The organism is Streptomyces sp. NPDC006296 (genome assembly GCF_040613235.1).
In the GTDB taxonomy this organism is placed as follows: domain Bacteria; phylum Actinomycetota; class Actinomycetes; order Streptomycetales; family Streptomycetaceae; genus Streptomyces.
In genome coordinates this window covers 22,374-43,816 of sequence record NZ_JBEXRT010000050.1, presented here as the reverse complement: position 1 = coordinate 43,816, position 21,443 = coordinate 22,374, and the positions used below count along the sequence as shown (strand labels likewise).

The window sequence follows — 21,443 nt, the reverse complement described above, 5'->3', positions numbered from 1 at the left end:
ACCCCAAGCCGTTCATCTGGACCAAGACCGCCGACGACATCCTCGACACCCTCGCCGCATACTGCACACGAATTAACGACTCAGGACACTAGGAACCAGTGATTCCCAAGCTCAGAGCGCGAGTTCGATTCTCGTCACCCGCTCCACGACGAAGGCCCTGGTCGGAGACCAGGGCCTTGTTGCTGTCTCGACCACCGTCACGGCGCATGCCACTGGCATGCCGTAAGTGCCCTTCCAACCGGCTCAGCCGCGCACTGCAGCAACATCGCGCTTCCCTTGCCTGCGAGCGGCAACACCCCCACGGGACCGTGGAAACCGGCGCTCACCCGACGCGACAGCCGGGCTGTCAGCCTGACCGCCACCAGCTCAAACAACTAAAACGGCACACCGAAGAAGCCGACGGACCGACACGAAGGATCGAGGTTAACGGGCAGGTCAACAGACTGCCCGACACGCCGACGCCTACGAGGTCAAGATCATTCGCACCAAAACAGCTCCAACCCAAAGCCGCTTCACCGACCTTCGTAGCAAAAACCTCTGAACTGATCGAAGAGGTGAAGATACTCGGCCCTGAAGGACTCGCACCGATCACGTATCCGTTTGAAACTCTGCACGAGATCATCACGAACGCCGTAATCCATAGGGACTACGGAACCGCAGACGACGTGCACGTCAGAATTTTTGATAATCGGGTCGAGGTGGAGAGCCCCGGACGCCTACCTGCTCACATCACGACTCGCAACATTCTCAAAGAGCGATTTTCCCGCAATGGCGCAATCGTTCGACTAATTAACAAGTTCCCAGATCCGCCAAACAAGGATGTGGGTGAGGGTTTGGCCACAGCGTTTGCCGCCATGAAAAAGCTGAAACTGAAAGACCCCGTAATCGAGGAACTGGAAAACTCCGTCCTCGTCAACATTCGTCACGAGCGACTGGGATCACCTGAAGAAATAGTGATGCAGTACCTCACTAGTCACGAAGAAATCAACAACCGGACGGTACGATCACTAACCGGAATTGGGTCGGAGAATAAGGTTAAAACCATTTTCCTTCGTCTGATCGACGCTGGACAGATTGAGCGTGTCCCGGGGAAGAGGGGGAGCGCTTCCGCTTACCGAATGGCGACCAGCTCCGAGTAGAGCTTGGGGACGCCTCCGTAGCGAGGTAAACCAACCGCGTACCTCGTGCCCCGTCTCATTCAGGCCGTTCAAGTTAGTTCAGACCGGACCGCACAGCTTCTTGGCTGCCCAGACCGCACACCCCGTACGCAAGTGAACGGCCGCAGGCTCAAGCCGCCTGGCCGCGAAGCAGCGCACTTCCCCAGTCTGTAGTGGCGTCCGGCGGGTCGTCCGAGCTGGGGCGCCGGTCCCGCTCGGCCGGCGACCCCAAGCTCAGCGCGGGTTGCATTCTCGTCACCCGCTCTACGAAAAACCCCAGGCCAACGGCCGGGGGCTTCCTTGTATGCGGCATCTTGTCACCGTCCGGTCGGCTTCGGCGACCTCTCCCTGGATAATCGACGTATGGCATCACAGCCCAGCCTTTCCGATCTCCGCCGCGCCAAGTTCGCCCGGCGTCTGCCCGCAGCACTCTCCGAGCTCGCCGGCCCCGAGCACGGCACGGTGAGCCTGCCACTTCACCTGGCGTGGTCGGGACTGACCAGGTTCGATCTCGATCAGCCCCGGCTGCGGATGAGCTACTACCGCATCGTGCTGGCCGAGGGCCAGCACGACGATCTGGTCCGGTATCTCGATCGCGGCCTCCTCGTCAGCTTGTGGCCCACACTGCGCACTCTGATCAGCCGTGATGTGCGTGAAGTGTGGGAACGCTCCTTCGACGAACTCGCCCACAGCACCCGGGCCGCTGCGTGAATCTCACCGACCTTCACCGTCGCCTTCTTGCAGACGTGCTCGCCGTGGGCGGCTCTTACCCTTTGGCGCTAACCGGCGGCTACGCGGTCCAGGCACACGGCCTGGTCGATCGGCTCAGCCAGGACCTCGATGTCGCGACCGAGAACCCCGATCATATGGAAGACATTGCCGCTTCCGTGCGAACGGGCCTGGAACAGCGCGGATGGCAGGTCAGTGCTCTGGAAACAGACCCACTCTCCGCACGCCTGATCGTCACCGACCCGGCGAGCCGTGAAGAGTGCGAGGTCGACATCCTCAAGGAAGCACTCTGGCGGCCGCCCGTACATACCGAGCACGGCTTGGTCCTGTCCCTGGAAGATGTCGTTGGGACCAAGGTCCGCGCACTGGCCGACCGCGGACTCGCCAGGGACCTGATCGACGTACAGGCCGCCGCGAACCGCTGGAGCCATGCCGAACTCGAGGAACTCGGACGGCGTCATGCCCGCGACTCCTTCGATCTGAGCGAGCTCCAAGCGCGACTGGGTGGAGCCGACTGGATCGACGACACAGAATTCGCCGCCTACGGACTCGACGAGCAGGCAATCACCGGGCTGCGGCAGTGGGCACAGGCATGGGCCGACGACATCGGCGAACGACTCCAGGAGCTGGAAGCTCCGCACGAAGACTGATGACTGTATAGAGACCATGCGCTAACAGGATGCACATCAGGCTGCTCAGACCTCAACGACCGTGCCCCATCCGTGCCCTTCGGAGCGGACAACAGCGGTCAGGAGCAGTGCCCAGAGACCGCGCCAACCTCGCCCCACCCAGTCGAACATGCAGCTCAAAAGCACTTTGGCTGCCCAAGAACCGCTGATTCCCAAGCTCGGAGCGCGAGTTCGATTCTCGTCACCCGCTCCATGAAAAAGCCCCAGGCCAGCGGCCGGGGGCTTTCTTGTCGGCCCGAAGCGGAACGCGGATGTCGCCCATCGGCTTCGGTCACCTGCCAGGCCGGGGGAGTACATCAGCCCACGTAGGCCTGCCGGGCCGACCCCGGCCGCGCCTGTACGAGCGGACTTGCTCATGACACTGTCGCGTCTGTCCGGCGTGCGCTCACCAAGCCGCAGGACCCGGGCAGCGGGGAACTCCACCGGCCGAGCAGGCCGTCGTGTCGCAGCGGTGACGTCACCGGGGCCCGGGATGCGGCCGGGGAGTCAGGCGGCGATGAGGTCCTGCTCGCGGTCCGGTGTACCGACCCTGGGCTGCTTGTTCGGCAGTGCGAGCCGGAAGACCTTGTGCCACGCGGAGAACACCTGCTTGGGCAGCGGGCCGGTGACGTACTCCAGCTCGTACTTCTCGAACAGCGCGCGTACCTTCACCGCGACCTCGGCGTACCGGTTGCTCGGCAGGTCCGGGAAGAGGTGGTGCTCGATCTGGTGGGACAGGTTGCCGGTCATGAAGTGCATGGCCTTGCTGCCACTGATGTTCGCCGAGCCCATCATCTGGCGCAGGTACCACTGGCCGCGTGTCTCGCCCTTGATCGACCGGCGTTCGAAGACCTGTACGCCCTCGGGGAAGTGCCCGCACATGATCACTGAGTGGGTCCAGATGTTGCGGACCAGGTTCGCGGTGAACGTGGCGGCGAGTGTGCTGAGGAACGAGGGGCCCGACAGCAGCGGGTGGATCACGTAGTCCTTGAGCACCTGCTTGCGGATCTTGCGGCCCACGGCCCCGGCCCGCGCGCGGAACTCCGGGTTCTTGCGGCGGCGCTTGGTGAGGTTCTTGCCGAGCTCCAGGTCGTACGCTGCGATGCCGTACTCGAAGAAGCAGGCGTTGAGGAAGTTCCACAGCGGCTGGCCGAGGTGGAAGGGGTGCCACCTCTGGTCCTCGTCGACGCGCATGATGCCGTAGCCGAGGTCGTTGTCCTTGCCGATCACGTTGGTGTACGTGTGGTGCAGCTCGTTGTGCGAGTGCTTCCACTGGTCGGACGGCGAGACGTGATCCCACTCCCACGTGGTGGAGTGGATCTTCGGGTCCCGCATCCAGTCCCACTGGCCGTGCAGGACGTTGTGGCCGATCTCCATGTTGTCCATGATCTTCGCCACGGACAGTCCGGCGGTGCCGATCAGCCACGCGGGCGGGAAGATCGAGAACAGCAGCACACCTCTGCTGACCAGTTCCAGCTTGCGCTGCACCGAGATGACCTTACGGATGTAGGCGGCGTCCTTCTCGCCGCGGCCGGCGATCACCTCGTCACGGATGGCGTCCAGCTCGCGGCCCAGCTCTTCGATCTGCTCCGCGGTCAGGTGGGCGGTGGGGTCGATGGCGGTCAAGGTGCTCCTACCGTTCGATGTCACAGGGGCCCGCCGCGGCGGACACGCAGGTCTGGATCAGGACGCCCGGCTCGGCCTCGGTGATCTCGCCGGTGCGCAGGTCGCGGACAGCGCCGGCCTTGAGCGGCGTGACGCAGCCGAAGCAGATGCCCATACGGCACCCGGAGGGCATGAGCACGCCGGCCTCCTCGCCGATGTCGAGCAACGGCGTGGCGCCGTCCGCGTCGACGGTCCTGCCGGTGGCGCTGAACGTGACCTCGCCGCCGTCGCCGGTGACGACGATGCCGGGGCGGAACCGTTCGGTGTGCAGGCGTTCTTGGACGCCCTGTTCGGTCCAGTGCTCCTCGGCGGCGTCGAGCAGGCCTGCGGGCCCGCAGGCCCAGGTCTCGCGCTCGGCCCAGTCGGGCACGAGTTCCTGGAGACGGGCCATGTCGAGCTTGCCGTCGGTGTCGGTGTGCACCTCGGTGAGCCGAAGCTTCTTGTCCGCGACCAGGCTGTGCAGTTCCTCGCGGAAGATCACGTCCTGCGGCTGTGGTGCGCAGTGGACCATGACGACGTCGTCGAGTGCGCTGTCGCGCAGCATGCCCATCACGGGCGTGATGCCGCTGCCGGCCGTCAGGTAGAGCACCTTGGCGGGCTTGGCCCGCGGCAGGACGAAGTCACCGGTCGGCTGGTCGAGCTGGATCAGCGTGCCCGGTTTCGCCCTGCGGACCAGGTGGTTGCTGACCTTGCCGTCCGGGATCGCCTTCACGGTGATCGTGACACGGCCGTCCCGGCGGTCGGTCGGCGAGGTGAGGGAGTAGGCACGCCACAGGCGCACTCCGTCGACGTCGACCCCGACCCTCACGTACTGGCCGGCTGTGTGGCCGCGCCAGCCCCGCCCCGGCCTGATCACGACCGTCGCGGCGTTGTCGGTCTCGGAGTGCACGGCCTCGATGCGCCCACACAGGTCGGCGCCCGCACGCAGCGGGCTGACCAGGTCGAGGTAGTCCGACGGCAGCAGCGGCGTCGTGACCATCTCCAGCAGTTTCCACGCCCTGCTGCGGAGGGCTCCACTCGTCATGACACCAGCTTGCTGCGCCTCCAGGCGTAAAGTCCTGACCACAGGACGTAAATCTGGTCGACTGAATTGTTCGCAGGGAACAAAAATGAGCTATGCAATCCGGAGGGCCAGCGAACTGACCCTCGATGAGACGACGGTCACCGCCCTTCGGGCCGCGCTGAGGACCACCGCCGACGAAGTCGTCCAGGCGATCATCGACGAGGTTCCTCCCTACGCCCATGCCTTGTCGGGCCGCATGGGCGCCGCCATCCGCAGAGCCGTCCGCACCGCCCTGGGGCACTACCTGGACCTGGCGAGCGGGAACGCCACGGGCGGCGACGCCGGGGACGCCGCCTACGAGCTGGGCCGCGGCGAGGTGCGTGACGGCCGTTCGATGGACGCCCTGCTCAGCGCCTACCGCGTCGGCGCCCGGGTCGCCTGGCGGTGTCTGGCAGCGGGTGCCGTACCCGCGGGACTGCCCGCCGCCGAGGTCGCAAAGTTCGCCGAGCTGACCTTCGCCTACATCGACGAGCTCTCCGCCGCGAGCGCCGCGGGCCACGCCGACGAACTGGCCGCCCGGGGCAGAGCCCACGAGCGCCACCTGGAACACCTGGCCCGCGACCTCCTCGCCGGCGCGAGCCCGGACGTGCTGCTGGCCTCCGGCCAACGGGCCAGGTGGCAGCCTCCGGTTTCGCTGACCGCCGTCCTGCTGCCCGCCGCCCAGGCCCGGCCCGCCTACCGGAGACTCGACTCGAGCACCCTCGTCCTCGACGATCTGCCGGATGCCACCGGTGTGCTCCTCGTCCCCGATGCCGACCGATCACGTCTCCTGCGGCAGCTGACCGACCGCGCCGCCGTGGTCGGCCCGGCCCGGCCATGGACCCACGCGTCCGCCTCGTACGCACGGGCCCTACGCGCGCGCTCCCTTTCCTCCGACATCCGCGACACCGAGGACCACCTGCCCGACCTGGTGCTCAGCGCCGACGCGGACGCGTTCGCAGACCTGCGCGCCCGAGCCCTCGCACCGTTGCAGACCTTGCCCGCCGCAACCGCACGACGGCTGGAGGAGACGTTGCGGGCGTGGCTGCTGCACCAGGGCAGGCGGGACGAGGTCGCGGCGGCACTGTTCGTCCATCCCCAGACGGTTCGGTACCGGATGTCGCAGGTGCGGGAGCTGTTTCCCGATCTCGGGTCACCGCACCGGGTCCTCGAACTGACGTTGGCGGTCGGTCTCCGGGTCAGCTGACGCGTCACCTGTCCACCGCCGCGTCCGCGAGCGTCCGGACGTCGTGCTCGTTCCCGGTGCCAGGCCGCCACGGCCCGGAAAACGGCTTTCCGGCCCTCGTGCCACGGGCCCGGGCAGCTCGTCCCGGGGACCACCGCCGTCCCGCGACGGCCCCTACCCCCTTCCGGCAGCCGGCCAGGGCCGACCTGGCACATCGCGCGGGGGATGATGGGACGGAGTACGGAACATGAGGTCAGGAGCTCCCATGACGAAGCAGGTTCACCGACCTCGTGAGGACGCGGAGTTCAGTTTCATCCTCGGGAGAAGCACGGTTCCGGTTCTCGCGTACTTCACCGGGGCATGGCCCAAGGCAATCGAGCCCTGCCGGGCGATGGATGCCGTCGTGGGCGACATCGCCGCCGCCTACACGGGCCGCCTGACGGTCGTCCGCACCGACATCACGCGTTGCCCGGCGGCGACCGAGCGATACGGGATCACCGGAGCCCCGTCCTGCCTCCTGCTGAAGGAGGGCGCGGCGGTGGCGCACGGCACGGGGCCCATGACCATCGACGAGGTACGGCAGTTCCTGGACGATCACCTCTGAGCGGCCGCTGCGGCCGAAGGGAAGCTTTCCCGCTGTCCGGACCTCGACCCGTGGTTGTCCGGAGTCCGACGTGTGCCGTTCGCGTGCCGTCGGTGCGCCGACCCGGTCCCGACCTCGCCTCCGCATCGGAGGCTAGGCTCCTGGCGGCGTCCCCGACGCCGCTGCGGCCCGTCCGTCGCTGCTGAATCCGCAGATCACCTCACACCATCCCGGGAGAGCCCATGACCGTGAGCAAGAACATCAACAACCCCGTGGGCATGGGCGGCGGCCAGCGCAAGAGGCTGTCCCGCGCCGAACGGCAGAACAACGGTCCGCACCGCAACCTCGACCGCAAGGGTGCCGCCGACCAGAAGGCGGAACTGGTGCGCAAGATGCGCGAGAAGGCAGCCGCAGCCGAGTCCGCGGAGCAAGCGGGTGACGACACCGCGCAGAGCTGACACACCGCTGCGGTGGTCGCCGGGCTGGACGGCCCGGTCTGGGCCCTGTGTGAGCACGCCGGCCCGCTCCTCCATGGCACAGGGCCGGCGGCCCTCCGTCGTCGCACCGGACGCGCGCCTGCCTTCCGGCTGCTGATACCGCTCCCGGCACCGAGGCGGTCTGACGCGGACAGCGCGTGAGCGATCCGCCGGACCGGACCCCGGCCCCTGCCTCGGAGCACAGGTGCCCGAGGTCCGACGGCCGCGCGGCGCCGGGAACTCCGCCGGACGCCGGAACCCCCGAACCCCGGTGCCGGCACCGGCCCGGAAACCCGACGCCAGGACCCTCGGTTCTCCGGAACCCGTGCCCCGGATCCCGGCTCCCGGAAGCTGATCGGGTGGGCCGGGAACAGCAGGTGCGGTCGGCGCCGTTGCATCGTCCGGAGGCCCGGCTCCGCACGGGAGGGACCACGGGGACCGTACGGTCGCCCGTCCACCAGGATCCCCACCCGGATCCCGACCAGGATCGCCACCCGGGATCCTCGCCGGACCCCCGTGAGGATCCCGGTCCCAGGATCGTGTGCGCACGCCGCGTGTCCGGACCACGACGTAGTTCCGCAGGAGGACTGTTTCCCATGACTGACCGGCCCTTGACGCTCATGGCAGTGCACGCCCACCCCGACGACGAGGCCACCGGGACCGGAGGGGTGCTCGCGCGGTATGCCGCGGAGGGCATCCGCACGGTGCTCGTGACCTGTACCGACGGGGGTTGCGGCGACGGGGCGGGGGGTGTCAAGCCGGGCGATCCCGGGCACGACGCGGCGGCCGTCGCCGTGATGCGGCGGCAGGAGCTGGAGGCGAGCCGCGAGGTCCTGAAGATCAGCGATCTGGAGACGCTGGACTACGCCGACTCCGGGATGATGGGCTGGCCCAGCAACGACGCACCCGGGTCCTTCTGGCAGACCCCCGTGGAGGTGGGTGCCGCCCGGCTCGCGGAGCTCATGCGGCAGTACCGGCCCGATGTCGTCGTCACGTACGACGAGAACGGCTTCTACGGCCACCCCGATCACATCCAGGCCCACCGCATCACGATGGCGGCGCTGGAGATGACCACGCTGACGCCGAAGGTGTACTGGACGACGATGCCCCGCTCGATGATGCAGCGCTTCGGGGAGACCATGCGCGAGTTCCAGGGGGACGCGCCGGAGCCGGATCCCGCCGAGGCCGCCGCGATGGCCGAGATCGGTCTCCCCGACGACGAAGTCACCACCTGGGTGGACACCACCGCGTTCAGCGGCCAGAAGTTCGACGCGCTGGCCGCGCACGCCAGCCAGGGGGAGAACATCTTCTTCCTCAAGATGGGCAAGGAGAAGTTCGGCGAGCTGATGGGCATGGAGACCTTCCTCCGCGTCCAGGACGCCACGGGCGCGGCCGTGCCCGAGAACGACCTCTTCGCCGGACTGCGCTGATCCACCGGCCCGGTGCCGGGACGCCTGGCCGGCCGCCCTCCCCGCGGGGCCACCGGCCGTGGCGGGGAACCCCCGACCGGGCCACCTCCCCCGGGGCCGGGACGCCGGCCCCCGGCGGCGCCGGCCGCTGGTGGTCCCGGAGGAGTCGCGAGCAGCTGTTCCACGGGGCCCGGGCTTGCAGCGGGCCCCCGTTCGCAACGAAGAGCCCGACCGTCACCGGTGCCTCCTTCACCGAGCGCGGACCCTGCCGCCATAGGGGCCTGCCGGCCCGCGTACCGGGGGACAGCGTCCCCACCGCTGCCGACGCGGACCGGTACGGACCCGTGCGGACCGCCGCGGCTCCGCGGCGGGATCTGCGGCCACGGGGAGCGCGGACCGGCACCGCGCACCCGCCCCCGCACACGCGGAGGAGCCCGTCAGCGAACTGACGGGCTCCCCGGGGATCTGATCTGCGCTCAGGTCAGATCGTCGGCGTGTCGTCCACGACCTCCTTGTGCGGTTCGACCACGAACTTCCAGCCGTCGCTGGGCTCCAGGAAGCGCACGCGGGTCGGGTAGATGTCCAGGGCGCGGCGGTCGCGGCTCTGCGGGTTGTTCTTCCGCCCCCGCGCCGGCTCCTCGTACAGGTCGATCTTGACGTCCGGCACCGCGACGGCTTCCTCGCTCCACCGCTGGACGATGCCCGCACCGAACGCGTCGCGCGCGGCGCCGTACAGCGCGTCCAGGGAATCCCTGTTCCCGTCGGGCACGAAAAGGGCGAGGTTCAGGAGAACGCCGGCGCTCTTGAGCACCTCGACCTCCTCCCCCGTCTTGTCAGCGATCCAGATACCGCGCTCTTCGACATTGTCCGGGAGGACGTGAATTTCCTTGCCGAAGATCGTCCTCACGGCGAAGGAACCACCCTCGAAATTCTTACCCGGCTCCGTGAGGAAAGCCGGGGCGAAGCAGTCGAGAGGAAGGTCATCCATCTCCGCCGACACGAAGATGCCGTCCTGGAGGCCCAGTTCCGAAACCTGTTCGGCCGTAAGACGTCGAGCCGTAACCTTCTCGGTATTCACGCCATTCCCCTTTTTTCGCGGCGTCCTGCAAATCCATCAGGACTATATCACGAAAATGATCAGCCAGTTCCTTGCGCTTACCCCGCACGCGCGGCAGCACGGCCAGACTTACCGGCAATTCTCTCCGGGAGGGCAGCGAAAGGCAAATACCCTCGCATCATCGGAGAAATTCGACGCTCCGCCGAGAAATGCGTGCGGACGCGGGGGCGCAGCCGGCTCGGGGCACCCGCGCCGGCGCCCGGCGGGCGCCGTGGACAACGCGGCGGGGCGGGGAGCGCGGCGGGGCGGGGAACGCGGCGGTGGGCGACGCCGGACCCCGGAGACGCCGGACCCCGGGGACGCCGGACCCTGGAGGCGCCGGGAGGCGGCGGTGCTTCCGTCGGGCCGTGGTGGCCGCGCAGAGTGGGGTGCATGACGACACCCGCGGAGTCGCTCCGCTCACTCGCCCGCACCCGCGCCTCGCTCGACGGCGAGGAGGTCACCTACTGGTGGTCGGGGGACGTGTACTCCTGGGCCCCGGACGAGCCCTACCGGCGCGTGTTCGGCTTCGAGGGGCTGAACGTCGCCCGGCTGGTCCAGGACACCGAGGCCGGACCCGACGCCTTCCGGCTGCTCACCCGCGAGGCCGCCTTCTACCTGGACCCCGTCACCCGCGAGATCCTGGAGACCTGGGAGGACCTGCCGGTGGTGCACGTCTGGAACGACCCGGCGAACCAGACGTGGCGCCCCTTCCCCGTCCCGACGACCGAGCTGGGCGGACAGGTCTGCTTCAGCATGGAGATCCCCCTGTCCTACCCCTCGCCGCTGCCGGTCGCGCAGTACCCCCTCCACTCGGCCGGCGACACGTACAAGGCGCTGGAGCTCTTCCAGTTCTTCGCCGACCGCGCCGACCTGGCCGGATCCGCCCCCGGCGTCCCGGCCACCATGTCGTGGACGCGCATGTCCCCATGGCTCCCGTGGATGGCCCGGGGGCAGCGGCCGGGCGGCCTCACCTTCCACTGCCGGGGCCGCAAGCTCGGCTCGTACGCGGAGGCACCCGAGCGGATCCGCGCCCATATCGCCGATCACCACCCGGAGTTCGCCCACGCCCCGGAGACGTGGAGCGAGCCGAACGAGACCAGCTGGACGTACTTCCGCAGGCTCAACCCGCCGGAGTAGGCGCCACGGCGGGGGACTTCACGGAACACGGGACGGGGAATCCCGGCCGGTCGGCACAGCCGCGCCACACTCACCACCTTGGGTCCCTCGGACGCCACACAGGGCGACACCGCTTTCGCGCGGGGTGCATGCGGCCCGCGGCGCCCCGGAGTGCGTCACGGAGCTCCGCGGCCGACGCGGTCCGGGCCCGCCCGGCGCCCGGTTCACCGCGCTCCGGCCGGCCCGGGCGGGAAGGGCTTCCCCGTCGCCCGGCCGCCTCCGCGCCCGCCGTCCGGTTCGGGGAGACCTTGACCACATCCGGCCCGGCATGGGGATGCCGGGGCGCCGCCGCCTTGTTGGCGACGGGTGGACCTGACCCCATCCCGAACAGGACGCACCGTGACCGACGAACATGCCCGCCGTGCGGCGGACGCCCTCTCCCGCCCCTTCTCCGTCCGCGGACTGACCTCCCGCAACCGCATCGCCATGGCGCCGATGACCCGGCAGTTCTCCCCCGACGGCGTCCCCGGCCAGGACGTGGCCGACTACTACGCCCGCCGGGCCGCCGGAGGCGTGGGACTGATCATCACCGAGGGCACGTACGTCGATCACGCGTCGGCCGGGACCAGCGACCGGATCCCGCGGTTCCACGGCGAGGACGCGTTCGCGGGCTGGTCGGCGGTGGCCGACTCCGTGCACCGGCAGGGCGGGGCGATCATCCCGCAGCTGTGGCACGTCGGTGTCACGCGCACCGAGGGCGCGCCGCCGGTGGCGGACGCGGAGCCGGTCGGCCCGTCGGGCGTGTCCCTGTCCGGCGAGCCCAAGGGCCGGGCGATGACGCAGAAGGACCTCGACGACGTCATCGCGGCGTTCGCCGACGCGGCCGCCGCGGCGGAGCGCCTCGGCTTCGACGGCGCGGAGCTGCACGGTGCGCACGGCTACCTGATCGACCAGTTCCTCTGGGAGGGCAGCAACCGCCGCACCGACGCGTACGGCGGCGGCATCGTCGCGCGGACCCGGTTCGCGGCGGAGATCGTGGCGGCGTGCCGCGCGGCCGTGTCCGACTCCTTCCCGCTCTTCTTCCGCATGTCGCAGTGGAAGATGGACGCCTACGAGGCGAAGCTCGCCCGGACGCCCGAGGAACTGGACGCCCTCCTCACGCCGTTGGCCGAGGCCGGCGTCGACGTCTTCCACGCGTCCACCCGCCGTTACTGGCTGCCGGAGTTCGAGGACTCCGACCTGAACCTGGCCGGCTGGGTGAAGAAGATCAGCGGCAGGCCGACGGTCACCGTGGGGTCGGTCGGTCTGGACGGCGACTTCTTCAGCGCCTTCCAGGGCAACAGCTCCTCGGTCACCGGGATCGACCAGCTGCTGGACCGGATCGAGCGCGACGAGTTCGACATGGTCGCCGTGGGCCGTGCGCTGATCGCCGACCCGGAGTGGGCCGCGAAGACCCTGCGCGGACGCACCCGGGACATCACGCCGTTCGGGGCGGAGATGCTGACGACCCTGCGCTGACCGGACGGGCCCGGGGACGGGGGCCGGCCGCACCGTGCGGTCCGGCACGCTGCGGCCGGCCTCCCGCCGTACGCCGTCCGCCTCCCGGCCCCGGCCGTACGCCGGCCGCGGGTGCCGGAGCGGCGGGCAGGGCAGCCCTCCGCTCTCTGGTTCCGCCCCCGTCCGGACCCGCCGCGAGGTACAGTTTCCGGGTCCTGTCGTCTCCGATAGAGGTGGACGTTGCGCATCTGAGGTCCGCGATCATCGCGCGGTACGGCCCCTGCCGTAGCCCGTCACGTCCTGTCGGCTTTCCTGCCGCCCCGTGACCCTCCGCGTCGATGCGACCTCGGTGCATCAGCCGTCCCCCGCACGTCCGGAGGATTGCACCTCCCCCTGTCCCGGCCGGTCGCCGCGTGGTGCTCGCACACGAAGCCCCTGTTCCCACGCTTGCGACTGCGAGGACCCATGGCACACCCCACCCCACCCGCCGCCTCCCTCGGCTGCTCCGCCCTGTCCTTCCGGTGGCCGGACGGTACCGAGGTCTTCGAGGGGCTGTCCCTCTCCGTCGGCCGGGGCCGCACCGGGCTCGTCGGGACCAACGGCTCCGGCAAGTCCACCCTGCTGCGGCTGCTGGCCGGTCTGCTGGAACCCTCCGCGGGCTCGGTGACCGTCGGCGGGCACCTCGCCCACCTCCCGCAGGACCTCACCCTCGACACGGACCTCCGCGTCGAGGACGCCCTCGGCATCACCGCACGGCGCGCGGCGCTGCGCGCCATCGAGGCCGGCGACGTCGCCGACGGCCACTTCGAGACGGTCGGCGACGACTGGGACGTCGAGGAACGCGCGCTGGCGACCCTGGGATCGCTGGGGCTCACCGGTCTCGGTCTGGACCGCACCGTGGGACGGATGTCCGGCGGCGAGACCGTGCTGCTGCGGCTCGCGGCGCTGCTGATGGAGCGCCCCGACGTCCTGCTGCTCGACGAACCCACCAACAACCTGGACGTGTTCGCGCGCCGACGGCTGTACGAGGCCGTCGAGTCCTGGCGCTCCGGTGTGCTGGTCGTGGTCAGCCACGACCGGGACCTGCTGGAACGCATGGACCGCATCGCCGACCTGCGGTCCGGGGCGGTGAGCTGGTACGGCGGGGGCTGGTCGGCCTACGAGGAGGCCCTGGCCGCGCAGCAGGAGGCGGCCGGACGCATGGTCCGGTCCGCGGAGTCCGACGTACGCCGCCAGAAGCGGGAGTGGGAGGAGGCACAGATCAAGATCGCCCGGCGACAGCGGCACAACAAGAAGCTGGACGGCCAGCGGCGGGCGCCGAGAATCGTCGCGGGCGCGCACAAGAGGTCCTCGCAGGAGGCTGCGGGCAAGCTCCGCGGCCTGCACGAGGACCGGCTCCAGGAGGCCCGCGAGCGCCTGGACACGGCGTCGGAGGCGGTCCGGGACGACGCCGAGATCCGGGTGCGGCTCCCCCGCACCGCCGTCCCGGCGGGCCGTACGGTCCTGAGCGCACACGGGCTGCGTCCCCGTTTCGGCTCCCTGCGCGACGGCGTGCTCCAGGTCAGGGGACCCGAGCGCATCGCGCTGATCGGGCGCAACGGAGCCGGCAAGACGACCCTGCTGCGCACCCTCACCGGGGAGCTCGCGCCCGAGTCGGGCGAGGCCAGGACCTTCGTACCGCTGCGGTTCCTGCCGCAGCGGCTCGACGTCCTCGACGACGGGCTGAGCGTCGCCGCGAACGTGGCCCGTGCGGCGCCCGGCATCACCGACAACGAGATCCGCTCCCAGCTGGCCCGCTTCCTGTTCAAGGGGGCGCGCGCCGAGCAGCCGGCGGGCACCCTCTCGGGCGGTGAGCGCTTCCGCGCGGCCCTCGCCGCGACGTTGCTCGCCGCACCGGCCCCGCAACTGCTGATGCTGGACGAGCCGACCAACAACCTGGACCTGGCGAGTGTGCGGCAGCTGACGGGTGCGCTCGCCTCCTACGAGGGCGCGCTGATGATCGCCGGACACGACCTGGCGTTCCTCGCCTCGGTCGGGATCACCCGCTGGCTGCTCGTGGGCGAGGAGCTCACGGAGCTGAGCGGGGAGGAGGTCGGCGAGCTGCTCGACGCACCCGACACGATCGGCTGACCGGAGCGGTGCGGAGCCGGCCGGCCGGGACCCTCACCCGGGGCCCCGGCCGCCCGGCCCGCACTCCCGCGGCCCCGGCCACCCGGCCCGTGCGAGCCAGAAGCGCTAAGGCCCGTGCGGACCGCACGGCGCCAAGTGTGCCTCCGTCAGCCGCCGTTCAGGTCGTCCGGCAGCTCCAGCCAGCGTGCCGTGCCGGGATCGACGACGTACGCGCTGCCGTCCAGCCGGACCCGGACGCCCGGCCGTCCCGAGTCCGGCACGGCGATCCGCAGGCGCTCGGCGCGCAGGCGCAGGTCCACGTCCCAGTGCCGGCGGAAGCGGATCCGCATACGGAACTTCGAGAGCTGCGGCAGCGTGGCCGGGGCGAGCCACAGGGCGTCGTCGCGGGTCTCCAGCCCCGTCATCCCGCGCTGCACGAAGTCGAGGGTGCCCGCCATCGCCCCCAGGTGGATGCCCTCCTCGGTCGTGCCGCCCTGGATGTCGGCCACGTCGCCGATCAGCGCCTCCTCGCAGTACCGCCAGGCCTCGTCCCGGTTGACCCGCGCCAGGACCCAGGCGTGGACGAGCGAGCTGAGGGTGGAGCCGTGGCTGGTCCGCGCCGCGTAGTGGTCGACGTTGGCCCGCCACGCCTCGTCGTCGAGCGTGTGGCCGAGCCGCCGGAACAGTGCGGCGAGTTCCCTGGGGGAGAAGAGGTAGCCCAGCATCAGCACGTCGGCCTGCTTGGACGCCTGGTAGCGGTTGGCGGTGTCGCCCTCGGCCTCCAGGATCCGGTCGAGGCGCCTGATGTCCCCGTACCGCCGCCGGTACCCCTCCCAGTCCAGCTCCTCCAGGTCCCCGTAACCGGCGAACTGGCTGATGACACCGCGGTGGTGGGGCACGTACAGCTTCCGGGAGACGTCCTCCCAGCGGTCCGTCTCAGCCGGGTCCATCCGGATCAGGTCGAGGAGCCGCTCCCGGCGGCTGGGGGGCAGGTCGCGGAAGAGCTCGCCGGCCCGTGCCAGCACCCAGGACGCCGTCACGTTGGTGTACGTGTTGTCGTCGAGGCCCGCCGCGGCGGAACCCGGATAGGCATCGTGGTACTCGTCTGGCCCGACCACGCCCCGGATGCGGTACCGCCCGAGGCCCGCGTCCCACTCGGCGCAGTCCGCCCAGAAGCGGGCGATCTGCATCAGCATCTCGGCGCCCTTGGAGTAGAGGTACTCCGTGTCGCCGGTGGCCTGGCAGTACTGCCACACGTTGTACGCGACCGCCGAGCCGACGTGGTGCTGCAAGCGGGAACGGTCGGGCAGCCAGCGCCCCGAGCGCGGGTTGAGGTGGACCTCCTGGGTCTCCTCGCGTCCCTCGTCGGCGCTCTGCCACGGGTACATCGCCCCCGCCCGGCCCGCCGCACGGGCCGCCGCGCGGGCCGCGGGGAGCCGGCGGTGGCGGTAGTCGAGCAACCCCCGGGAGACCTCCGGGAGATGCATGTTCAGGAAGGGGAGCACGAACAGCTCGTCCCAGAAGACGTGCCCCCGGTACGCCTCCCCGTGCAGCCCCCTGGCCGGGACCCCGACGTCGAGTTCGGCGGTGTGCGGGGACAGCGTCTGGAGCACGTGGAAGAGGTGCAGCCGCAGGATCCGCCCGGGCTCGCCCGGCACCTCCAACTTCACCTGGCGCCACAGGTCTTCCCAGGCCCGGCGGTGCGAGGACCGGAGCCGGGCGTACGCCGGCGCCGCGGTGACCGCGGACACCGCGGCCCGCAGCGGACTGCCGATCGCCGGGTCGCGGGAGGTGTAGAGGCCGACCGTCTTGTCGACCACGGCACCGGAGTCCGGGGCGAGCGGGAGCAGCAGCGCCTGGTGGACGGCGCGCGGTTCCTGCCGGGGTTCCGCCCGGTGGTCGCCGTCGTGCTCCGGGCCGCAGGAGGCCACGGTGCGGGCGGCCAGGGCGACGCCGATGTCGGACTCCAGGGTGCGGCAGCGCAGCCACACCAGGGAGTCCGGTTCCGTGCCGGTCTCCCAGCCGGTGAGGTGGCGGTCGGCCAGTGCCCGGTAGCGGGCGACACCGCTGTTGCGGACGTCGCCGTCGATCCCCGACTCCACCTCCAGCCGCCCCGTCCACCCCTCGGCGGTGAACACCGTGTGCAGCGCGGCGAGATGGGGGTCGCCCATGTGCACCAGGCGTTCCTGTTCCACCGTCAGCCGCCGGCCGTCCCCGTCCTCGTACACCGAGCGGCGGGTGAGGATCCCGCCGCGCAGGTCGAGCCACTGGCGGTGGTCCACGAGCTGGTCGTGGTCGGGGGTCAGCCAGGGGCCGGGGTGCGCGCCGTCCGGGTGGAGGCGGTAGCGCAGCGGCAGCCAGTCGGGGAGGTTGACCAGGTCCTCGTTCTCGATCCGGCGGCCCTGGACGGAGGAGGTCAGCCGGTTGTAGCAGCCCGCCACGTAGGTGCCCGGGTAGTGCGTCCCGCCCGCGGGTGTCTCGGGTGCGGCCCCCCGGGTCGCGAAGTAGCCGTTGCCGAGCGTGCACAGGGCCTCGCGCAGGCGTTCCTTGTCCGGTTCGTACCCCTCGTACGTCCAGGTCCAGCCGCGCGCCATCAGTCCTCCCCGGTGATCAGCAGCTCCCCCGGGTCGGCGACCACGACGTCCGCGCCGTGGCGGCGCAGGTCCGCGGCGCCCCGGGCGCTGTCCGACCGGTCGACGCCGACGACCAGCCCGAAGCCGCCCCGGCGCCCCGCCTCCACCCCGGCCAGTGCGTCCTCCACGACGGCCGTGTCCCCCACCGGCACCCCGAGGCGCCGGGCCGCCTCGGTGAACAGCGCGGGGTCCGGTTTGCCGGGCAGGCCCAGGCGCCGGGCCTCGTTGCCGTCGACCACCGCCGTGAACAGTCCGAGGAGGCCGGCCCCCGCGAGCAGCTCGGTGGCGTGCCGGGACGCGGACGCCGCGGCGAGCGGCACCCGCGCGTCGTGCAGCACCCGCAGGAGGCGGACCGTCCCCGGCCAGACGGCGACCGGGTGGCTGCGGATGCTCCGGGTGAACTCCTCCTCCTTGCGGGCGGCGACGGCCGACACGGTCCCGGTGCCCGGCGGGTCGTCGGGGCTGCCCTCGGGGAGGACGAGGCCCCGGGACGCGAGGAGGGCGGCGGCACCGTCCCGGCGCGCTCTGCCGTCGACGTGCCGGCGGTACTCCTCCACCTCGTCGAAGGGCGGCTGGCCCTCGTGCAGGGCCAGGCAGGCGTCGAAGGCCGTTTTCCAGGCGGCGGCGTGCGTCGGAGCGGAGTCGGTGATCACACCGTCCGTGTCGAGGACGACGGCGTGGACGGAGAGCAGGACCGCCGCCGGTGACGGTGCGCGTGCCATGACCGGGTGATCCCTTCGTCGGCGCGTCGTCCCGTTGCGGGGCACCGGGTTCCCGGAGCGCCCCTCGTGGGGTGCCCGGTGGGTCGCTGCGATCGGGCGGGGCTCCGGGGCGGAACGCCGGCGGAGCGGTTCGTCGTCCTCCTCGGGACTACCGTGGAGGTATGGCCAGAACCGAGCTTCAGACCGGCCGGCGGGCGCAGTACCTGTGTCCGGACTGCAAGCACCCTGTCGCGACCGTGCTGGTGCGGCACAAGACCCTCGGTATCGTCGTCCCGCTCTGGGGCCCGGGTCCGTGTCACCGCACCGGGTGCCGGAGTCATGGGACCGGGTCGTCCGAGGCCTCCCGCACCGTCCGGAGGACGGGCTCCGTCGGCAGGTGAGGAGCGACAGCCGGATCGCCGCACCGTCGTGCCCCGTGCAGCCGGACTGCCGGACGGCCAAGCAGTCAGCGGGTCAGGCGGTCAGGCGGTCAGGCGGTCAGGCGGTCAGGCGGTCAGGCGGTCAGGGCGAGACGCTGACCGGGGAAGATGAGGTGCGGCCCCCGGTCCAGGATCTGGCGGTTCCGCTCGTACAGCGCCTGCCACCCACCGGACACGTCCGCACGCTCGGCGATCACCGAGAGGCAGTCCCCCGGCTCGACGACGTAGGAGTCCTCGTCGGCGAGGTCCTGGGAGTACCGCGTCACGCCGTCGTCGCCGGAGCGGTCGTCGCTGCCGGACGGGCGGCCTTCGGTGCTGCCGGTCGAGGTCCCGCCGGACGAGCCGCTCCCCGAGGACGCGTCGCTGTGCGTGCGGCCGGCCGGACCGTGGCCGGAGGCCGAACCGGCCGTGTCGCTCCGTCCGGCACCGCCGGAGGAGGAAGAGGACTGACCGGAGGACGCACCCGAGGAAGAGGACTGGCCCGAGGACGAAGAGGACGACGACTGGCCGGTGGACCCGCTCGCACCGAGGCGGCCGCAGGTCGGCCAGGCGCCCATCCCCTGGGAGCGGGCGACGCGCTCGCCGACGGCGATCTGCTCGGACCGGGTGGCGAGGTCGGCGCGCGGTGCGTACTGCCGGCCGCCGTAGGCGCGCCAGGTGGAGGGGGCGAACTGCAGTCCGCCGTGGTAGCCGTTGCCGGTGTTGGTGTTCCAGCGGCCGCTGCTCTCGCACTCGGCGATGCGGTCCCAGTCGGTGCCCGCCGTGACGGTCGGCGCGAGGACGGCGCGGGCGGGGGCGGCCTGGGCCGGCACCGCCCGGGCGGGGACCTCGGCGGAGGACCGGGCCGGGGCGTCCGCGGCGCTGCGGCCGGCGAGACCGAGCACGCTCAGGAGGACGAGCAGAAGGGCGAGCACCGTTTCGACGGGCCGCTTGGCGAGGGGTGATGCCGGCATGACGGTATGTCCTCCGCTGCGCTCGAAGATGTGCAAGGGCATGAACAGATAAGCCGCCGATAATCTTTTTTCAGGGCTTCGACGCGATCGACGCCCGCTCATTCACTCGGGTGGAGGGACTTCCATGGCACTGTTCGGCAACGCGCACACCGTCGATCCGGCTGCGGCCCAGCGCGACTACGCGCGGCTCCTCGGGCAGGGGGAGCAGGTGCACGCCGCGTACCTGCTGATCCGGGACACGATCCTGTTCACCGACCGCAGGCTCGTCCTCGTCGACAAGCAGGGGATCACCGGCAAGAAGGTGGAGTACCACTCCGTCCCGTACCGGAGCATCACGCACTTCTCGGTGGAGACGGCGGGGACCTTCGATCTGGACGCCGAGCTCAAGATATGGCTCTCGGGCTCCGCGACCCCGATCCAGAAGACGTTCACCAAGGGCGTCGACATCTACGAGGTGCAGGCCGTCCTCACCCAGTACGTCGCGGGATAGCCGCTCAGCGCTTCCGGGCCCGGTCCCGCAGCCTGGCCATCTCGGCCCGGATCGCGGGGAGTCGTGCGTAGAGCGCCTCGCCGGGGCAGTACGTCCGGAAGGTGTCGCGGTGCCCGGCCACGGCGTGCAGGTGGACCGCCTCGCCCCGCTCGTAGAGGCTCTCGCCGTTCGTCGAGACCATCCGCACGAAGCCCCGGGGGTCGATGCTCCGGTCCAGCTTCCACGCGCCGACCCTCGCGATCCCCTCGATGAGCGCCTTCGGCACCGGCACCCCGGGGCCGAAGGTGCCGAGGGCGGCGATCCCCACACTGTGCGCGTTGAACCCGGTGGCGTGGGCCCCGCGCACGGAGCGTCCGACCCCGCCCGCCCGGCCCTCGTACACGGTTCCGCAGCGGTCGACGACGAAGTTGTACCCGATGTCGTCCCAGCCCTCGCCGCGGACGTGCATCTCCTCCATCGCCCGGAGCATCCGGGGGGCGTCGGCGCAGTCGTACGCGTTGGTGTGGCCGGTGTGGTGGACGAAGACGGCCTTCACCGCCCCCGTGTAGACCGCGTCCTCCTTCACCAGGCTCTCGTCCGCGTGCCACTGGGCCCGGCTGACGATCGCGGGCCGCGGGACCCCGGCCGGCGCCGTCGGCTTCGCGGCGGCGTGCTCGGGCCCGGCGAGCCGCACCGGCGCGTCCCGGAGGACCAGGAAGGCCAGCGGCACGACCGCCGCGCACACGACTGTTCGGCGAAGCCACATAGGGCCACCCTGCGTGCTGACCAGCGGCGTCGCAGGCACCACGCACCCGAACGGGTGATCGGCGCCGGTGCGGCGGAGGCCGCCGCGGACGGGGTCAGGAAGCGACGACCGCCTGCTGCTCCATGATCCGGGCCGCGCGGTGCGGGGAGGTGTCGAGCCGGGCCAGCACCCCGGGGACCGCGTTGTTGGGGAGGATGAGCTCGAAGAGTGCGGATATCTCGGCGACCAGGTCCGGCGGCTCGGCCATGGACTCGGTCACCAGCTGCACCCCGGTCCACGCTCCCACGACCAGCCTGGAGGTGGCCTCCGGATCGACGTGCGGAAGGAGCTCGCCGCGCTCCTTGGCCTCGGTCAGCATCTCGGTGTTGAGCGCGATCCAGTCCGGCCAGCGGGTGCCGAAGAGGGTGCGCGCCCGCGGGTCGACGGACAGCCGGATGGAGGCGCTGAGCATGGGTTCCCGCGGCAGCCGGTAGGCGAGCAGGAGCGCCGTGTCCACCCATTCCTGCAGCTTGAAGGTCTGCGGGGTGACCCCGTCCGAGGTCACCGCCTCCTTGAGGACACCGCGGGCCAGCTCCTCCTTCGACGTGAAGTGGAAGTAGAGCGCACCCCGTGTGAGACCGGCCCGGTCGAGGATGGCGGCGATGGTGGCGGCGTCGTAGCCGTGCTCGTCGAAGACCTCGGCGGCGGCTTGCAGAAAGATGCGACGCGTGCGGATCGCCCGTTGCTGTCGTGCCAACTCGCGCTC

General features: G+C 70.8%; 19 protein-coding genes. 11 read left to right on the top strand and 8 right to left on the bottom strand.

From position 1 onward, the window contains the following. The first annotated feature begins 308 nt into the window (after nucleotides 1-308). From ABZ172_RS26715 to ABZ172_RS26705, 3 genes are all read left to right on the top strand, one after another. Nucleotides 309-1,139, top strand: a complete 831-nt coding sequence (locus tag ABZ172_RS26715) for an ATP-binding protein (protein WP_356887297.1) — start codon at nucleotides 309-311, stop codon at nucleotides 1,137-1,139. Between the two features lie 381 nt (nucleotides 1,140-1,520). Beyond that, nucleotides 1,521-1,868 carry a transcriptional regulator gene (locus ABZ172_RS26710; RefSeq protein WP_124281927.1) on the top strand — a complete coding sequence of 116 codons (348 nt, stop codon included), beginning with the start codon at nucleotides 1,521-1,523 and terminating at the stop codon, nucleotides 1,866-1,868. After that, on the top strand, nucleotides 1,865-2,536 hold the full coding sequence (locus ABZ172_RS26705) for a nucleotidyl transferase AbiEii/AbiGii toxin family protein (protein WP_356887295.1): 672 nt from the start codon (nucleotides 1,865-1,867) through the stop codon (nucleotides 2,534-2,536). Before ABZ172_RS26710 ends, ABZ172_RS26705 begins: the two co-directional genes overlap by 4 nt. 525 nt (nucleotides 2,537-3,061) lie before the next feature. Here the strand turns inward: ABZ172_RS26705 and ABZ172_RS26700 are convergent. Together ABZ172_RS26700 and ABZ172_RS26695 are read right to left on the bottom strand one after the other, a co-directional pair. Continuing rightward, nucleotides 3,062-4,180, bottom strand: coding sequence for an acyl-CoA desaturase (locus tag ABZ172_RS26700; RefSeq protein ID WP_356887293.1), 1,119 nt, complete (start codon nucleotides 4,178-4,180; stop codon nucleotides 3,062-3,064). A gap of 7 nt (nucleotides 4,181-4,187) precedes the next feature. Further along, the gene (locus ABZ172_RS26695; RefSeq protein ID WP_356887291.1) at nucleotides 4,188-5,243 is read right to left on the bottom strand and encodes a ferredoxin reductase; all 1,056 of its coding nucleotides are present in this window, start codon (nucleotides 5,241-5,243) and stop codon (nucleotides 4,188-4,190) included. A gap of 85 nt (nucleotides 5,244-5,328) precedes the next feature. Between ABZ172_RS26695 and ABZ172_RS26690 the strand changes: the two genes are divergently transcribed. From ABZ172_RS26690 to ABZ172_RS26675, 4 genes are all read left to right on the top strand, one after another. After that, entirely contained in the window at nucleotides 5,329-6,468 is a 1,140-nt protein-coding gene (locus ABZ172_RS26690) for a helix-turn-helix domain-containing protein (protein WP_356887289.1), read from the top strand. Nucleotides 6,469-6,712: 244 nt separating this feature from the next. After that, entirely contained in the window at nucleotides 6,713-7,051 is a 339-nt protein-coding gene (locus ABZ172_RS26685; RefSeq protein WP_356887287.1) for a thioredoxin domain-containing protein, read from the top strand. 221 nt (nucleotides 7,052-7,272) lie between these two features. After that, complete coding sequence (locus ABZ172_RS26680; protein ID WP_356887285.1) at nucleotides 7,273-7,488, top strand: DUF6243 family protein; 216 nt, start codon at nucleotides 7,273-7,275, stop codon at nucleotides 7,486-7,488. Between the two features lie 614 nt (nucleotides 7,489-8,102). After that, a complete protein-coding gene (locus tag ABZ172_RS26675; RefSeq protein ID WP_356887283.1) occupies nucleotides 8,103-8,936 on the top strand; it encodes a PIG-L family deacetylase in 834 nt (277 codons plus the stop codon). Nucleotides 8,937-9,396: 460 nt separating this feature from the next. On the opposite strand, the gene ABZ172_RS26670 is transcribed toward ABZ172_RS26675, so the two are convergent. Then, nucleotides 9,397-9,993 (bottom strand): hypothetical protein, encoded by a 597-nt coding sequence (locus ABZ172_RS26670; RefSeq protein WP_356887281.1) that lies wholly within the window; start codon nucleotides 9,991-9,993, stop codon nucleotides 9,397-9,399. Nucleotides 9,994-10,404: 411 nt separating this feature from the next. Here ABZ172_RS26670 and ABZ172_RS26665 point away from each other — a divergent pair, with 411 nt between their 5' ends. From ABZ172_RS26665 to ABZ172_RS26655, 3 genes are all read left to right on the top strand, one after another. After that, complete coding sequence (locus ABZ172_RS26665) at nucleotides 10,405-11,151, top strand: DUF1838 family protein (RefSeq protein ID WP_356887279.1); 747 nt, start codon at nucleotides 10,405-10,407, stop codon at nucleotides 11,149-11,151. Between the two features lie 378 nt (nucleotides 11,152-11,529). Further along, a complete protein-coding gene (locus ABZ172_RS26660; protein WP_356887277.1) occupies nucleotides 11,530-12,648 on the top strand; it encodes an NADH:flavin oxidoreductase in 1,119 nt (372 codons plus the stop codon). A gap of 444 nt (nucleotides 12,649-13,092) precedes the next feature. Then, nucleotides 13,093-14,757 (top strand): ATP-binding cassette domain-containing protein, encoded by a 1,665-nt coding sequence (locus ABZ172_RS26655; protein ID WP_356887275.1) that lies wholly within the window; start codon nucleotides 13,093-13,095, stop codon nucleotides 14,755-14,757. Between the two features lie 146 nt (nucleotides 14,758-14,903). Here the strand turns inward: ABZ172_RS26655 and ABZ172_RS26650 are convergent, their stop codons facing one another. The 3 genes from ABZ172_RS26650 to ABZ172_RS26640 all read right to left on the bottom strand — a co-directional run bounded on the left by ABZ172_RS26650 (nucleotide 14,904) and on the right by ABZ172_RS26640 (nucleotide 19,463). Further along, nucleotides 14,904-17,330 carry a glycosyl hydrolase family 65 protein gene (locus ABZ172_RS26650; protein ID WP_356887273.1) on the bottom strand — a complete coding sequence of 809 codons (2,427 nt, stop codon included), beginning with the start codon at nucleotides 17,328-17,330 and terminating at the stop codon, nucleotides 14,904-14,906. Then, complete coding sequence (locus ABZ172_RS26645) at nucleotides 17,330-18,091, bottom strand: HAD-IA family hydrolase (RefSeq protein WP_356887271.1); 762 nt, start codon at nucleotides 18,089-18,091, stop codon at nucleotides 17,330-17,332. Before ABZ172_RS26645 ends, ABZ172_RS26650 begins: the two co-directional genes overlap by 1 nt. A 493-nt stretch (nucleotides 18,092-18,584) precedes the next feature. Further along, a complete protein-coding gene (locus ABZ172_RS26640; protein WP_356887269.1) occupies nucleotides 18,585-19,463 on the bottom strand; it encodes a transglycosylase family protein in 879 nt (292 codons plus the stop codon). Nucleotides 19,464-19,587: 124 nt separating this feature from the next. Here ABZ172_RS26640 and ABZ172_RS26635 point away from each other — a divergent pair, with 124 nt between their 5' ends. Continuing rightward, nucleotides 19,588-19,953 (top strand): PH domain-containing protein, encoded by a 366-nt coding sequence (locus ABZ172_RS26635; RefSeq protein WP_356887267.1) that lies wholly within the window; start codon nucleotides 19,588-19,590, stop codon nucleotides 19,951-19,953. Between the two features lie 4 nt (nucleotides 19,954-19,957). Here the strand turns inward: ABZ172_RS26635 and ABZ172_RS26630 are convergent, their stop codons facing one another. Both ABZ172_RS26630 and ABZ172_RS26625 read right to left on the bottom strand, forming a co-directional pair. After that, nucleotides 19,958-20,698 carry a peptidoglycan recognition protein gene (locus ABZ172_RS26630; protein WP_356887265.1) on the bottom strand — a complete coding sequence of 247 codons (741 nt, stop codon included), beginning with the start codon at nucleotides 20,696-20,698 and terminating at the stop codon, nucleotides 19,958-19,960. 94 nt (nucleotides 20,699-20,792) lie between these two features. Then, nucleotides 20,793-21,434 carry a ScbR family autoregulator-binding transcription factor gene (locus ABZ172_RS26625; RefSeq protein WP_356887263.1) on the bottom strand — a complete coding sequence of 214 codons (642 nt, stop codon included), beginning with the start codon at nucleotides 21,432-21,434 and terminating at the stop codon, nucleotides 20,793-20,795. Nucleotides 21,435-21,443 lie beyond the last annotated feature (9 nt).